The following is a 14,458-nucleotide window of genomic DNA, read 5'->3' on the forward strand; positions in this document are numbered from 1 at the left end:
AAACCTCCTTGTTGTATGAAAAAAACACAATTCATCATGCATTTACTATTTATCGCGATAATAAATTTACTGTCGGTTTGATAAGCACTAGAATAGTGCGACTTTAGTTCGACTAAAATTTTCCTAATAAAAGAATAAATTAATGAAAAACTCAGTTTATCAAAAGCTTGAAATCATTTCTGAACGTTTCGAAGAAGTTCAAGCGTTACTTTCTGATCCTGATACTATTTCAGATCAAGATAAGTTTAGAGACTTATCTAAAGAATTTTCACAATTAGAAGTTATAACAAACGCATTTAATGCTTATAAAGAAGCCGTTAATGATTTTGAAACAGCGGAAGAAATGCTAAAGGATGATGATCCTGATATGCGTGAAATGGCACAAGACGAATTTAAAAGTGCTAAAAAAGCCGTTGAAGAAAAAACGGACGAGTTACAAATACTCTTATTACCTAGAGATCCAAAAGACGATAACAACTGTTTTGTAGAAATACGAGCAGGTGCAGGTGGTGACGAAGCTGCTATTTTTGCTGGCGATTTATATCGTATGTATACACGCTATGCTGAAAAGAAAGGCTGGAAAATAGAGTTAATGAACTCTAATGAAAGTGAGCAAGGTGGCTTTAAAGAAGTTATCATGAAAGTTAATGGTGACGGTGTTTACGGGCACATGAAGTTTGAGTCTGGTGGACATCGTGTGCAACGTGTTCCTGAAACAGAATCACAAGGTCGTGTACATACATCAGCTTGTACTGTTGTTGTTATGCCTGAAATCCCTGAGTCTGAAGCGATTGAAATTAATAAAGCTGATTTAAAAGTGGATACGTTTAGAGCATCAGGTGCGGGTGGTCAGCATGTAAACAAAACCGATTCAGCTATTCGTATTACGCACATACCAACAGGTGTAGTGGTTGAATGTCAGGATCAACGTTCACAGCATAAAAACAGAGCGCAAGCGATGTCGGTTCTTCAAGCTAGGTTACAACAAGCGGAAGATGAAAAACGTAGAAGTGAAGAAGAATCCTCTCGTCGTAACTTAGTGGCAAGTGGTGATCGTTCTGAACGTATTCGTACGTATAATTTCCCTCAAGGCCGTATGAGTGACCACCGAATTAACTTAACACTTTATCGTTTAGGTGAAATTATGGAAGGTAATTTACAGCTGATCATGGAACCTATTATGCAAGAAAACCAAGCTGATCTATTAGCTGAAATTTCTGATTAATACTTCTAAAATTAAGTGCTAATACATGCTAACTGAAAAAAATAGCATAAAAAATCAAATAGACTTTGGTGCTTCACTACTTGAAAAAGTATCTGATAGCGCCAAGCTTGATTCACAGGTACTTTTAAGTCTTATTTTAGGTAAAGAAATTAATTACTTATATACTTGGCCTGAAAAAAAATTATCTGTAAGTGAGCTATCGTCATTTAATTCTCTTATCCAAGAACGCTTATCAGGTAAGCCTATTGCTTATATTACGGGTGTTAAAGAGTTTTGGTCTTTACCGTTTTATTGTAATGCTTCAACGTTGATTCCTCGTCCTGATACTGAAGTATTAATAGAACAAGTTTTATCGGAAGCCGAGCAACACTTAGCGGGTAAAATAAACTGTATTGATTTAGGTACTGGCACAGGAGCAATTGCACTTTCGTTAGCATCAGAAAAACCTGAGTGGAACATTGAAGCGATTGATTATAGTGACGATGCTATAACGCTAGCGAAAAAAAATGCGCAACATTTGAATATTCATAATGTGCACATTTATCAAAGCGACTGGTTTTCTAATGTTCCATTAGAAAAGCGTTTCGACATTATTATAAGTAACCCTCCTTATATAGATGAAAACGATATTCATTTATCGCAAGGTGATGTTCGTTTCGAACCTTTAAGTGCACTAGTTGCGAAAGATAAAGGCTTAGCGGATATTGAAAAAATTGCAAAAGCGTCTAAGCAGTATATAAAGAAAGGTGGTTATCTATTTTTTGAACATGGATATAATCAAGGTGAAGAGGTCAGAAAAATAATGTCTGTCTTGCAATTTAGTCATATTAAAACTGTTCAAGATTACTCAGGGAACGATAGGATAACTTTCGGAACAGCTTAAAATAATTCAATAATTTATTTAAATTAATCACTTACACAAAATAATAAAAATTATAGGAAATACCATGAAACATTTACATATGACTTTAGCATTACTCAGTGTTGGCTTATTTACTTTACGTTTTGCTTGGTTATTAATGAACTCTGCTCAACTTGATAAAAAATGGGTGAAAATAGCTCCACATATAATAGATACACTTTTACTTGTTATTGGTGTCGTCATGGCCGTTAAATTATCTATTAACCCGATGGAACAACTTTGGTTAGGCGAAAAAATATTGGCAGTATTCGCATATATATTTACTGGTTACTATACATTGAAACTTGCTAAAAATAACATGATGAGAGTTATAGGTTATTTAGGGGCTTTAGGTTGGATAATGCTAATTGTAAGACTGGCTATGACTAAGCAAGGTGTTTTCTTTTAACACCCACTTTAAATATTGGCGTTTTACCCCATATAGCATGGTATTAGCACATACAGGAAACATAGAATTATTTTGAAGAACGAATTATTGTTATCTGAACTCCAATCAGACGAAAAAGGCATATTGCATTTATTTTTGTTAATCGAAGAGTTTGTTTTTGGTCGAAATAATACATCGATGCAAGGTATTGAAAATATTATTGAAAGTTGCCAATTGGTAATAGACGATATTGACAACCCTTTAGAGCGAGTAGAAGTATTAATTAACGAATTGTTTGTAGAGCAAATGTTTATTGATAATCCGAAAGCGTTTTGGCCTGTTATTTCTTTTCAAATAGAAACAGGCATTGGTTACAGAGTATTAGCGCCCACGGTTAAAGCAGTAATTTTACAGCATATTATAGAAGCGTGTTACTTTGAAGCTGACATAGTGTTTGTGCCTGATAATGTTATGGTAAGAATAAGCTGTGATGATAGCTATGCTATTATTTTTGATCCTGTAAATGGTGAATCTATAGATTGGCAACAACTTGATCATCGTATGGAGGACGTAGAAGGTGATCCAAGTAATTTAGAATTACATTCAATGGAAAAAACAGCCTTAATTATTGAACACCTAACAGCACTTAAAAATTCTTTAATTAGAGAACTCGCTTTTGACCAAGCGTTAAAGTGTGTTGATTTATTAATTGAACTACGCCCTGAAGATCCATTTGAAAGAAGAGACCGTGGGTTTTTATTACATCAACTAGATTGTTTTAAAGTCGCATACGACGATTATCAGTACTTTGTTGAGCAGTGTCCTAAAGATCCAGCGGCGCAATTGTTAAAAATGCAGTTAGAAAAAATAACCGTTGTTGATAATGTATTGCACTAATACTCAATCAACACGATAAATTAATTGAAATATCAGAAGGAATCATCATGGCGTTATCGTCTATTCAACTAAATAATATCAATATCTCTAACGATCAACCGTTTACACTCTTTGGTGGAATGAACGTGCTTGAATCAAGAGATTTAGCCATGACAATAGCTGAGCATTATGTAGAAGTTACTCAAAAGCTGAACATACCTTATGTATTTAAAGCCTCTTTTGATAAAGCCAATAGATCATCTATAAACTCTTACCGTGGACCAGGCTTAGATGAAGGTTTAAAAATATTTGAAGAAATTAAATCAACCTTCAATGTACCTGTAATTACCGACGTGCATGAACCCTATCAAGCGCAACCGGTAGCAGAGGTTGTAGACATTATTCAACTACCTGCTTTTTTAGCACGTCAAACGGATCTTGTTGTTGCTATGGCAAAAACTAACGCCATTATTAACATCAAAAAACCTCAGTTTTTAGCAGCACATGAAATGCGTCATATCATTACTAAATTTGCCGAAGCAGGTAACGAAAAAATGATTTTATGTGAGCGTGGTAGCTGTTATGGCTATAACAACTTAGTTGTAGATATGCTTGCTATGGACGAAATGAAAGGCTATGCACCGGTAATATTTGATGCCACGCACGCTCTACAAAAACCGGGCGGTAGAAGTGAATCTGCTGACGGAAGAAGAGCACAAGCGGCTCAGTTAGCCAGAAGTGGGATGGCCATTGGTATTGCTGGTTTGTTTATAGAAGCTCACCCTGATCCTACACAAGCTAAGTGTGACGGACCATGTGCATTACCCTTAGATAAATTACAACCTTATTTAGAGCAAATGAAAGCGATTGATGATGTGGTTAAAAGCTTCGATCCTTTAATTACTGGATAGTGTTAACCTCTTTAAAAGTAAAGGGATGTAGATATTGTGGATGAAATGAAAACTAAATTAGCTAATTTCTGTAAAGAGGTTTGCGAAACTAACCGTTTTTTTTATTCAGATGACGTTAATGACTTTTTAGAGGAACTCTATCAATATTGTGTTAGCAGTAGAGATGACTCTCGTGGTAATCGTATTAAATTAATCTCTGAAGGTTCCAAATACTACCGTGCTCGAGCGCATAGCTTTCAAAATACAACTAATGAATATGTAAAGAAGAGTTATGATGTAAAGGATATGAAGCCTGTTCCTAATATGAGATCAAGTGGCAGACTTAATGCGTATAATGTTAATGCTCTTTATTTGGCTGAGGATAAAAATATAGCCGTTTCTGAAGTCAGGGCATCTGCTAATGCACCTATTAGTGTTGCTAAATTTGAAATTATTCAAAACCTTAAAGTATTAAAATTTGATTACGTATCCGATAGTTTTGATTGGTTAAGTTACTCGTCACCTGATGTTACATATAGTTTAGCAACTATGTTTTCAATGCCGTTAGATAATGCTGAACATCAAAATAGGGAATACATTCCTACACAAATAATTGCAGAATTCTTTAAAAGTAAAGGGATTGATGGAATAGAATATCCTTCTCAATTTATTGCTATGTCTGAAAATGAGTTTAAAAATCAAGATCTAGCTCAGTTACGCGGGATAACTAAATTCAATTTATGCCTCTTTGATATTAATTCTGCTGATTGTATTCCTGAGAGTATTGAAGTATTAAAGCTTAAAAATAGAATCAATATAGTTGGTTAATATTATTTGGTATAAAAATAAAAGGGTGATAGAAATTTCTATCACCTTTTTTAGTTTTTAACCCGAACTTGAGTTATGTAATGTAAGCGTAGAATAATTATGCTTTTACACTGTTTTTACGACGCTTAAAACCCGCTAGAGCAAACATACCCATAGCAAATAATCCTGCACTTGCTGGAACCGGTACTTGGCTTACTGTAATACGTGCTACTTCAAAACCACGTGCTGTAAAGTCAGCCGCTACTGCATCAATAGAATAACCCGCTGGTGTATTACCACCAAAAATAGATAACCCGCCTGCAAGCACTGTTAAACCAGAATGTTGGCCAACATCACCATTTTCATCTTGTCTAGGTTGTGCGTTAGCTCCAGCTAAAAATGGAGAGCCATAACCTGTGTTTAATTCAGTACCAGAGTCCCACACATTATTACCTAATATTAGAATATCTAAACCAACAAAATTATCGTTAATATCAAATAACGAATAAGCCATAGCATTATCGTTACCAATAAAAGCATCGTTGGTAGGAATTAACATAGATAAGAAACTAAAATAGCCGCTGTCAGTTGAGTTTATGTTAAAAGTAGCTGATGTCGCTGATTCACCAGGTTCAAACACTGGTGCGCCTGCAAAACCTGCAGGTGCAGTTAAAACACCTTGTTGGCCACTTGCATTACTTACTGAGAAATCAGAAACAATACCAGAAACATCGCCACCTTCTGCTAAAGCTTGTAAAGATGCTGACGCGGTAGTACCTGCATCAAAAGAGTCAAAAGAACCATCATGAAAACCTAACCAAACTGGTGTTAGTGCTAAACCACCAGCATCAAATAAATTACTGACTTCCACTTCAACAAGTGCCGCATTTGCAGCACCAGACAATAAAGCTGTGCCTGCAATAGTTGTTAATATCGCTTTTTTGAACATGTTCATAATAAGTTTTCCCAATATGTTTTTATTAATAATTAATGTGAGTAACAATCAATTAACATAATAAGCAACAACTATCACAAAATTATCACAGAGGAATAACAAAAGATTAAAAGTGTAAATAATAGGCAAAGAGAAGAGATGTTTTATTGTGAAAGAGGTGTATATACCCATTATCATTCAAGCGCTCTGAAATAGCCTCTTGAGTGGTAACGGGGATATATACCAAGTTGAATAATAACTTAATCAACTTGGTGCTATAAAATACTAATATTTTAAGTGGTTAATGAAATTTAAGAAAATAATTTACCTAGCAAGACGGCTTAGTTCTTTAATTCTATCTTTACTGGTTAATATGTAGCATTCTTTATAGGTTGGCGCAGAGGCATTTGACGGTAATTGGGCTAAAAACTGCCATTTACAATTGTTATCTCTAAAGGTAACAAAGTTTTTTTGTGAACGTTTAAACATGTCGTATGCTGATTTTCTACCTGTTGTTCTCGCAATTTCTTCGAGAATAAATAATTGATTATTTACCCATGTTTCGAGTTCTCTATCTATTTTTATTTTTACCGTATCTAAACATTGGGAGTATTTGATTTTATCTTCTTTTTTAGATGTACATTTGGCAAAAACAGGATCCATTGATTCAGCAAACACTAAAGTCGAAGAGAATAAAAAAGGAGTAGCGATAGCAATTAAAAATTTTATCATAAATGTTTTTATTCTCTTTATATATCAGGTAGGTAATACTTTTTTATATGGTTTAACAGTTACCTTTTTATAAACGCCTGCTGCAATATAAGGATCTACATCAGCCCATGCTTGTGCTGTTTCTAAATTATTAAATTCAGCAATAACTAATGAACCAGTAAAACCAGCATCTCCTGGGTTTTCGCTATCAATCGCAGGGCAAGGTCCAGCAACCAATAAACGACCTTCATTCTGTAAGCTTTTAAGGCGCTCAAGATGTTGTTCTCTAACACTCATGCGTAGGGCTAAACTGTTTTCTACATCTTCACTATAGATTAAATAATACATTGTTGACTCTTTTATTGAATTAATAAGAAATATTATTACTGTTTTTCAGATTCTTCTTTAGGTAAGTATTTATATAAGGCAAAAATTGAAGATATTGAAAACACAATCATTAAGCCCGTTAAGCCAAATACTTTAAAGTTAACCCAAACTTCTTGTTCAAAATTAAAGGCGATATACCAATTAAGTGCCCCACAAAAGGCAAAAAATAACGCCCAGCTTAAGTTGAGTTTATTCCAAATGTTTTCAGGTAATGAAAGTGACTCGCCTAAAAATTGTTTAATGATATTTTTCTTAAATACATATTGGCTGACGATAAGGGCTGCTGCAAAAACACCATTAATAATGGTTACTTTCCATTTTAAGAACGTATCGTCATGCATAAATATAGTTAACCCTCCAAAAACAGTGATCAAACCAAAAAATATCCACGTTTTTGTTGGAACTGTTTTACCGCGCACAATATAAAATAATACCTGAAGCGCAGACATCGCTATTAATGCGCCAGTTGCCCAATAAATATCAGCTAACTTCCACACAACATAAAAAATTATAAGAGGTAAAAATTCAAAAAAGGCTTGCATATAAATCCGTAGATTTTAAAAATAAATAGTACCTCAATTCTAACGAATGATGGGGAGTAGGCCAACTGATTAAGTGCTTTTTACGTAAATATTTATAATACATTTAAATTTCCATCCTTCCTCATACAAAATTGATGCTTTTTAATTAATCTTATTTTTACTATTTTTTGTAAAAACTTGCAGTCTTATTTATTTGTTCTAAGTTTTAATTAACCCCAATATTCTATGAACTAAAGAAATCTTATGTTTACGTTGCCATCTCAATTAACTGTTGCTCAGGTATATACATGTCAGGTTGATTTCCTAGAGTTCATTGATATTAACGACACAATCACTTTGAATTCAGATGATGTAGAAAAAATAGATACCTTAGGTATTCAATTTCTTTTGGCGGCAGTTACTTACATTTTATCTCAAAATAAAGAGCTTATATGGGAATGTAATTCTTCTGTTATTCAAAACACAGTCAAGCAATTAGGGCTTAATGAAGCGCTATTAACTCAATTTACAAATGTTTAGGCTTTCTTGTTTAAGTATTAATTTATTAGGAAAATAATATGACAAAAATACTGATTGTTGATGACTCTAATTCAATCCGAGACATGGTGAGTTTTACTTTGAAAAGTGCGGGATATGACACTGTTGAAGCAAAAGATGGGCAAGATGGTCTTAATAAAGCTAAAACTGCGTCATTCGATTTAGTTATCACGGATGTCAATATGCCCATTATGGATGGAATAACCTTATGTCAGGAGTTACGTAAATTATCCAGCTTTAAATTTACGCCTATTTTAATGTTAACCACTGAAAGTTCGGGTGATATGAAACAAAGAGGTAAAGCCGCAGGGGCTACAGGTTGGTTGGTTAAGCCTTTTAATCCAGAAAAACTCATAGCAACGATTAAGCGCGTTGTTTAGGTAACTCATCATGAGCATTGATCTTTCCCAATTTATTCCTAGCTTTTTAGAAGAAAGCTTTGAAGGCTTGGCGTTAATGGAATCTAGTTTGCTTAATTTAGAGCAAGGAGATACTGAAACTATTAACTCTATTTTTAGAGCAGCACATTCTATAAAAGGAGGAGCAGGAACATTTGGTTTCGATCATGTTACAGAATTCACTCATTTAGTTGAAACCTTGTTAGATGAGATGAGAGATGGTCGCAGAGAAATTGCCCAAAGTGATGTTGAAATATTACTAGACTCTGTTGATTGTATTAAATTATTAATAGAAGCTATTCAAAATGAAACCACCTGCAATGACGAAAAAATAACACTCACATCAGAGCAATTAACATTAACACTGAATGAAAATATTTCTGAAACACAAGCATCAGCCGAAACTACCAGTCAGTCAAATGAGGCTGAAAACCAAGATAACGTTATTTGGGAAATAGAATTTGTTCCTGAGCATCATTTAGTTAAAACCGGTAATGATCCCATGTTTTTATTCAATGCTTTATCTGAATTGGGTGAAATGACCATTAAAGCAAATGCAAAAGAACTGCCTGCTTTAAATGACATGGATACAGAAGAGCTCTATTTAAGTTGGGAAATTACATTAGTTACCGCCGCAAATATAGAAATACAAGAAATAGAAGAAATATTTGAATGGGTAGAGGATGAATGTAAATTAACGATTACTAAAAATTGTGCTGTTGAAGCAAGTAAAGATAATATTTTAGAACAAGAAAATGTTCAGCAAAACACGCAAGATAATCAACAAGTAGATAACTCCAATAATACGATAGAAGACTTAACTGATAACTCCCCATTAGAAGAAACTCCTAAAGTACAAATTGTTAAACCAGTAACTAAACCACCAGAAGTTAAAGTAAAAGGAAAAACTGATGTTGGTTCAATTCGCGTCGGGGTAGATAAAGTAGACAGTTTGATCAATTTAATGGGGGAGTTAGTTATTACTCAATCGATGTTATCTGAATTAGGGAATGATTTTGACTTGTCTAAAGTTGAACGACTGAATACAGGATTAGAGCAACTATTACAAAATACTAAAGAGCTACAAGAAAGTGTTATGCGTATACGTATGCTTCCTATTAGTTTTGCTTTTAATCGTTTCCCTCGCTTAATTCATGACTTATCTAAAAAAACGGGCAAACAAATAGAGCTTATTTTAAAAGGTGAGCAAACAGAGCTTGATAAAACTGTAATGGAACAAATAGGTGACCCTTTAGTTCATCTTGTAAGAAATGCAGTTGACCATGGTATTGAATCTACAGAAGTTAGAGTTGCTAACGGTAAGCCTGAACTCGGCACTATTATTCTCAATGCTTATCATCAAGGTGGCAGTATTGTTATTGAAATCAGTGATGATGGAGGAGGAATAAAGCGACAAGCTGTTTTAGATAAAGCAATAGAAAAAGGCATTATTGATGAATATGCATCGTTAACTGATGCACAAGTATTCGACCTGATTTTAGAGCCAGGGTTTTCAACTGCAAAAGAGTTGAGTGATATTTCAGGGCGAGGTGTTGGTATGGATGTGGTTAAAAAGAACATTCAATCACTAGGTGGCCGCATACAAATAGAATCTGTTGAAGGTAAAGGAAGTACTTTTAAAGTTCACTTACCACTGACACTGGCTATTTTAGATGGTCAACTCGTTAGGGTAGGTAGTGAGATTTATATTATTCCTTTAATTACCATTGTTGAATCATTACAAGCGCAAAGCGAGTTAATTAATCGTGTATCTGGAGATATGGTGCTCTACCGATTACGTGAAGACAATGTCCCTGTACTACCTATTTATCAGTTATTTAATATTGAAGCTGAAACAAAAGAAGTGGATAAATCGTTATTGGTTGTTGTTGAAGCTGAAGATCAAAAAATAGGCTTGATGGTTGATGACTTACTTGCTCAACAACAAGTGGTGATTAAAAGTTTAAGTGTAAACTATCAACAAGTTGAAGGCATTTCAGGGGCTACAATTTTAGGTGATGGTTCGGTAGCTATGATTCTGGATATACCAGGTATTATTCATATGGCTCAAAAAAATGCACAAAAAAACTTCAATCATAATGTTCAACATTCTACACATTCTGAAGAGGTATCTTTTTAATGGATATTCAATCTTTAGCTGCTGAAATCCCCGTAGAAGGAGAGTACTCGTTAGAAGGGATCGATTTTATAACGAGTGGTGAACAATATCTTACTTTTCTACTTGGAACAGAACAATACGCTGTAAATATCTTGTGTGTTGAAGAAATCAGGATATGGGAACAACCGACCAAAATTCCGAATTCTCCTAGCGATGTTAAAGGCGTTATTAATGTACGAGGCATTATTGTTCCTATTATTGATTTACGTCTTAAATTTAATATGGGTGAAGCCAATTATTCAGAAGTAACCGTAGTTATCGTATTAAAGGTCGAACTTGACCATTCTACACGAACAATAGGTTTCGTTGTAGATGCCGTTTCTGAAGTATTAAACGCTGATGATAATGAAATTAAAAAATCACCCGCATTTGGTGGGTGTGTACCACAACATTATATTGATGGCTTAGTTAATGTAGGTGACAACGTGGTTACTTTACTTAACGTACACGCCCTTCAAACCATAAAACCTCACGAATAATATAAGAGAGATACCATGGAACATGAACAAGAATATCTAACTTTTGTATTAAATGGTGAAGAATTTGGCGTAGATATATTATGTGTGCAAGAAATTAGAGTATGGAGTTCGGTCACAGAGCTACCAAATAAACCTGATTATATTAAAGGCGTTATAAATTTGCGTGGCGTTATTATACCTATTGTAGATCTGAGACAGCGCTTTGGTTTAGCGCCATTAGAATACAACGAGCAAACGGTCACTATTATTTTACGTACTCAAAAAACACAAAAACCTATGGTAGTAGGAATTGTTGTTGATTCAGTATCAGAAGTTTATAAATTTAATAAAAACTCTATTCGTAAAGCACCTGAATTTGGTAATCAAATAGATAGTTGCTTTTTAAGAGGGTTAGCCTCAGTCGAAGATAAACTTATCATTTTGTTAGAAACACAAACGTTATTAAACCAAGACGAATTGTATAGTTTTAATCAAAGTGAACCTTCATTAGAAGCAGAAATTTAAAACAATACTTAAACTAGAACTTGGGTTTACGGGAGTAATTATGACCCCAAAACAAATAGAGTTAGTACAAGGGAGTTGGCAAAAACTTAAACCTTCAGTTACGGAGGTTATTGAATATTATTATAAAAACCTATTTGAAATTAGCCCTTTTTTAAAGACTAGTTTAGTCAATTGTACTACAGAACATAGTAACAAATTAATCACAACGCTTGATGCATCAATAAAGCTACTTGATGAACCTGAAAAATTACAAGCAACTATTGATAAGCTGAACGTTAAGCGCGCGAATAATCCATTGGATGAAGCTCATTTAGATAGTATCGAGAATGCTTTTTTAGGAGCGTTGGAAGAACACCAAGGTGCTAACTTTACCGCCACATTAAAAAAAGCATGGGGTTCTGCTAATAAACAATTTTTAAGTAATGTTCTTGTTAATACGTTTATAGATACACCTATTGTAAACGACAACGCTCAAATGAAAGGGAATATAAATAAAATGAATCAAGTTAAAAAAACATCAACCGAACAAGTTAAAGAAGCTGAATATCGAGAAATGGTAGCTAAAATGGAAGCCATAGGTAAATCTCAAGCGGTGATTGAATTTAATATGGACGGTACTATTGTTACAGCAAATGATAATTTTTTGAATGCTGTGGGTTATACACTAGAAGAAGTTCAAGGCCAACATCATAGTATGTTTGTTGAGCCTGATTACAAAGAAAGTCAGGAATATAAGACTTTTTGGGAAAACCTAAATAAAGGTGAATATGACAGCAATGAATACAAGCGATTAGGTAAAGGAGGAAAAGAAATTTGGATACAAGCCTCTTATAACCCTATTTTAGATTTAGATGGCACACCTATTAAAGTTGTAAAATACGCGACGGATATTACCGAGCAGAAGTTACGTAATGCCGATTATTCAGGTCAAATTAGTGCGATAGGAAAATCTCAAGCGGTAATCGAATTTAATATGGACGGCACTATAATTACGGCAAATGAGAATTTTTTAAACACAGTTGGCTATACCCTAGAAGAAGTTCAAGGACAGCACCATAGTATGTTTGTAGAAGCAGACTATAAAGTAAGCCACGAATATAAAGCTTTTTGGGAAAGCCTAAATCGTGGTGAATATGACAGTAATGAATACAAGCGAATAGCGAAAGGTGGTAAAGAAGTTTGGATACAAGCTTCTTATAATCCTATTCTAGATTTAAATGGCAAACCTTTTAAAGTAGTTAAGTACGCATCAGACGTAACCGAACAAAAATTAAATAATGCTGATTTCTCAGGTCAAATCAGTGCTATAGGTAAATCACAAGCGGTTATCGAATTTAATATGGACGGTACTATTATTACAGCAAATGATAACTTTTTAAATGCTCTTGGTTATTCACTCGATGAAATAAAAGGTCAGCATCACAGCTTATTTGTTGAGCCAGATTATAAGGTAAGCCATGAATATAGAGCTTTCTGGGAAGGCTTAAATCGAGGCGATTACGACAGTAACGAATACAAGCGTATTGGTAAAGGTGGTAAAGAAATATGGATACAAGCTTCTTATAATCCTATTTTAGATCTCAATGGTAAACCGTTCAAAGTTGTTAAATATGCTACGGATATAACCGCTAGAAAACGTGCTATTGCACAAATAAAAGAAACTCTAATTACTATGTCTAAAGGCGACTTATCGCAAGGCATAGAAACAGAATTAGTCGGTGAGTTCAGTATTATCGGTAATGCAATTAACGAGGTACTTGATGTACTTAACTCCATGGTTGATGAAATACGTAAAGCATCAACTAATGTATTCGATTCAGCGAGAGAAATAGCAGAAGGGAATAACGAACTTAGCCATAGAACAGAGTCTCAAGCTTCAAGTCTTGAAGAAACAGCCTCTGCGATGGAAGAACTAACCAGTACAGTTCAACAAAATGCAGAAAATGCCACAGAAGCTAGTAAGTTATCTTCATCCGTTATGGTTAAAGCAAGTAATGGCGGAGAAGTGGTGAAAAGTGCTATTACAGCCATGAGCGATATTAATAAATCGAGTAAAAAAATTGCCGATATTATTAGTGTTATTGATGAAATTGCATTCCAAACAAACTTACTTGCATTAAATGCAGCGGTAGAAGCCGCAAGAGCGGGTGAACAAGGACGAGGTTTTGCAGTAGTAGCAGCTGAAGTTAGAAATTTAGCACAACGTTCTGCGGGAGCAGCAAAAGAAATTAAAGGACTTATCAACGATAGTGTAGAAGCAGTAGGGCAAGGCACTAAGCTAGTTGATGAAACGGGACAAACATTTTCTGAACTTGTGAGTGCAATTGAAGATGTAAGTAAAATGATCAGCGATATTGATAGTGCAGGTAAAGAACAATCTGCAGGTATTGGAGAAGTAAGTGCTGCAGTGAGTCAAATGGATGAAATGACTCAACAAAATGCTGCTCTTGTTGAAGAAGCAGCAGCTTCAAGTAAATCGATGGAAGAACAATCACAATCGTTACTTGATCAGGTTGCCTTCTTTAATACCAGTAATAACAATCAGCCAGAAACAAATAGACATCAAGTCGTTAAGTTACAACCCAATAGAAGTAGCCATGCTCAAAGACCGAGCAGAGATAGAACAGTTTCAAATAGCAGAGTAAATACACCTCGTGTAAGTACGCCGTCAGATCAAGAGTGGGAAGAGTTTTAGGTATC

Annotated in this window: 16 protein-coding genes; 12 read left to right on the forward strand and 4 right to left on the reverse strand. The window is 34.6% G+C overall.

Annotated elements, in window-relative coordinates; genetic code table 11:
• The first annotated feature begins 142 nt into the window (after positions 1–142).
• The 6 genes from prfA to AC0L5Q_RS01090 all read left to right on the forward strand — a co-directional run bounded on the left by prfA (position 143) and on the right by AC0L5Q_RS01090 (position 5,108).
• A complete protein-coding gene (prfA, locus tag AC0L5Q_RS01065; protein WP_473613702.1) occupies positions 143–1,225 on the forward strand; it encodes a peptide chain release factor 1 in 1,083 nt (360 codons plus the stop codon).
• A gap of 25 nt (positions 1,226–1,250) precedes the next feature.
• Positions 1,251–2,108 carry a peptide chain release factor N(5)-glutamine methyltransferase gene (gene prmC, locus AC0L5Q_RS01070; protein WP_473613703.1) on the forward strand — a complete coding sequence of 286 codons (858 nt, stop codon included), beginning with the start codon at positions 1,251–1,253 and terminating at the stop codon, positions 2,106–2,108.
• A 64-nt stretch (positions 2,109–2,172) separates the two neighbouring features.
• Positions 2,173–2,535 (forward strand): SirB2 family protein, encoded by a 363-nt coding sequence (locus AC0L5Q_RS01075; RefSeq protein WP_473613706.1) that lies wholly within the window; start codon positions 2,173–2,175, stop codon positions 2,533–2,535.
• A 72-nt stretch (positions 2,536–2,607) separates the two neighbouring features.
• A complete protein-coding gene (locus AC0L5Q_RS01080) occupies positions 2,608–3,411 on the forward strand; it encodes a tetratricopeptide repeat protein (RefSeq protein ID WP_473613708.1) in 804 nt (267 codons plus the stop codon).
• Between the two features lie 47 nt (positions 3,412–3,458).
• Positions 3,459–4,301: a 3-deoxy-8-phosphooctulonate synthase gene (gene kdsA / locus AC0L5Q_RS01085; protein ID WP_473613711.1), complete on the forward strand. Its 843-nt coding sequence runs from the start codon at positions 3,459–3,461 to the stop codon at positions 4,299–4,301.
• Between the two features lie 45 nt (positions 4,302–4,346).
• On the forward strand, positions 4,347–5,108 hold the full coding sequence (locus tag AC0L5Q_RS01090; protein WP_473613712.1) for an RES family NAD+ phosphorylase: 762 nt from the start codon (positions 4,347–4,349) through the stop codon (positions 5,106–5,108).
• 97 nt (positions 5,109–5,205) lie between these two features.
• Here the strand turns inward: AC0L5Q_RS01090 and AC0L5Q_RS01095 are convergent, their stop codons facing one another.
• The 4 genes from AC0L5Q_RS01095 to AC0L5Q_RS01110 form a co-directional block, all read right to left on the reverse strand.
• Entirely contained in the window at positions 5,206–6,042 is an 837-nt protein-coding gene (locus AC0L5Q_RS01095) for a spondin domain-containing protein (RefSeq protein WP_473613714.1), read from the reverse strand.
• A 303-nt stretch (positions 6,043–6,345) separates the two neighbouring features.
• Positions 6,346–6,753: a lysozyme inhibitor LprI family protein gene (locus AC0L5Q_RS01100; protein WP_473613717.1), complete on the reverse strand. Its 408-nt coding sequence runs from the start codon at positions 6,751–6,753 to the stop codon at positions 6,346–6,348.
• A 24-nt stretch (positions 6,754–6,777) separates the two neighbouring features.
• On the reverse strand, positions 6,778–7,080 hold the full coding sequence (locus AC0L5Q_RS01105; protein WP_473613719.1) for a YciI family protein: 303 nt from the start codon (positions 7,078–7,080) through the stop codon (positions 6,778–6,780).
• Positions 7,081–7,115: 35 nt separating this feature from the next.
• Positions 7,116–7,661 (reverse strand): septation protein A, encoded by a 546-nt coding sequence (locus tag AC0L5Q_RS01110; RefSeq protein WP_473613722.1) that lies wholly within the window; start codon positions 7,659–7,661, stop codon positions 7,116–7,118.
• 243 nt (positions 7,662–7,904) lie between these two features.
• On the opposite strand from AC0L5Q_RS01110, the gene AC0L5Q_RS01115 reads away from it, so the two are divergent.
• Genes AC0L5Q_RS01115 through AC0L5Q_RS01140 form a run of 6 tightly spaced genes read left to right on the forward strand, consistent with a single transcriptional unit; the run spans position 7,905 to position 14,453 of the window.
• A complete protein-coding gene (locus AC0L5Q_RS01115) occupies positions 7,905–8,180 on the forward strand; it encodes an STAS domain-containing protein (protein ID WP_473613724.1) in 276 nt (91 codons plus the stop codon).
• A gap of 38 nt (positions 8,181–8,218) precedes the next feature.
• Complete coding sequence (locus AC0L5Q_RS01120; protein WP_473613726.1) at positions 8,219–8,578, forward strand: response regulator; 360 nt, start codon at positions 8,219–8,221, stop codon at positions 8,576–8,578.
• 10 nt (positions 8,579–8,588) lie between these two features.
• Positions 8,589–10,736: a chemotaxis protein CheA gene (locus tag AC0L5Q_RS01125; protein WP_473613729.1), complete on the forward strand. Its 2,148-nt coding sequence runs from the start codon at positions 8,589–8,591 to the stop codon at positions 10,734–10,736.
• The gene (locus AC0L5Q_RS01130; protein WP_473613730.1) at positions 10,736–11,254 is read left to right on the forward strand and encodes a chemotaxis protein CheW; all 519 of its coding nucleotides are present in this window, start codon (positions 10,736–10,738) and stop codon (positions 11,252–11,254) included. The genes AC0L5Q_RS01125 and AC0L5Q_RS01130 overlap by 1 nt, the downstream gene beginning before the upstream one ends.
• Before the next feature lie 15 nt (positions 11,255–11,269).
• Positions 11,270–11,758, forward strand: a complete 489-nt coding sequence (locus tag AC0L5Q_RS01135) for a chemotaxis protein CheW (RefSeq protein ID WP_473613732.1) — start codon at positions 11,270–11,272, stop codon at positions 11,756–11,758.
• Positions 11,759–11,798: 40 nt separating this feature from the next.
• The gene (locus AC0L5Q_RS01140; protein ID WP_473613734.1) at positions 11,799–14,453 is read left to right on the forward strand and encodes a methyl-accepting chemotaxis protein; all 2,655 of its coding nucleotides are present in this window, start codon (positions 11,799–11,801) and stop codon (positions 14,451–14,453) included.
• The last annotated feature ends 5 nt before the right edge of the window (positions 14,454–14,458 follow it).

Source organism: Pseudocolwellia sp. G5-9, assembly GCF_055808995.1.

What these genes read in the sequence shown, in the direction of transcription:
- prfA (WP_473613702.1), top strand. Translation starts at nt 143, where the DNA reads ATGAAAAACTCAGTTTATCAAAAGCTTGAAATCATTTCTGAACGTTTC.
- prmC (WP_473613703.1), top strand. Translation starts at nt 1,251, where the DNA reads ATGCTAACTGAAAAAAATAGCATAAAAAATCAAATAGACTTTGGTGCT.
- AC0L5Q_RS01075 (WP_473613706.1), top strand. Translation starts at nt 2,173, where the DNA reads ATGAAACATTTACATATGACTTTAGCATTACTCAGTGTTGGCTTATTT.
- kdsA (WP_473613711.1), top strand. Translation starts at nt 3,459, where the DNA reads ATGGCGTTATCGTCTATTCAACTAAATAATATCAATATCTCTAACGAT.
- AC0L5Q_RS01090 (WP_473613712.1), top strand. Translation starts at nt 4,347, where the DNA reads ATGAAAACTAAATTAGCTAATTTCTGTAAAGAGGTTTGCGAAACTAAC.
- AC0L5Q_RS01095 (WP_473613714.1), bottom strand. Translation starts at nt 6,042, where the DNA reads ATGAACATGTTCAAAAAAGCGATATTAACAACTATTGCAGGCACAGCT.
- AC0L5Q_RS01100 (WP_473613717.1), bottom strand. Translation starts at nt 6,753, where the DNA reads ATGATAAAATTTTTAATTGCTATCGCTACTCCTTTTTTATTCTCTTCG.
- AC0L5Q_RS01105 (WP_473613719.1), bottom strand. Translation starts at nt 7,080, where the DNA reads ATGTATTATTTAATCTATAGTGAAGATGTAGAAAACAGTTTAGCCCTA.
- AC0L5Q_RS01110 (WP_473613722.1), bottom strand. Translation starts at nt 7,661, where the DNA reads ATGCAAGCCTTTTTTGAATTTTTACCTCTTATAATTTTTTATGTTGTG.
- AC0L5Q_RS01115 (WP_473613724.1), top strand. Translation starts at nt 7,905, where the DNA reads ATGTTTACGTTGCCATCTCAATTAACTGTTGCTCAGGTATATACATGT.
- AC0L5Q_RS01120 (WP_473613726.1), top strand. Translation starts at nt 8,219, where the DNA reads ATGACAAAAATACTGATTGTTGATGACTCTAATTCAATCCGAGACATG.
- AC0L5Q_RS01125 (WP_473613729.1), top strand. Translation starts at nt 8,589, where the DNA reads ATGAGCATTGATCTTTCCCAATTTATTCCTAGCTTTTTAGAAGAAAGC.
- AC0L5Q_RS01130 (WP_473613730.1), top strand. Translation starts at nt 10,736, where the DNA reads ATGGATATTCAATCTTTAGCTGCTGAAATCCCCGTAGAAGGAGAGTAC.
- AC0L5Q_RS01135 (WP_473613732.1), top strand. Translation starts at nt 11,270, where the DNA reads ATGGAACATGAACAAGAATATCTAACTTTTGTATTAAATGGTGAAGAA.
- AC0L5Q_RS01140 (WP_473613734.1), top strand. Translation starts at nt 11,799, where the DNA reads ATGACCCCAAAACAAATAGAGTTAGTACAAGGGAGTTGGCAAAAACTT.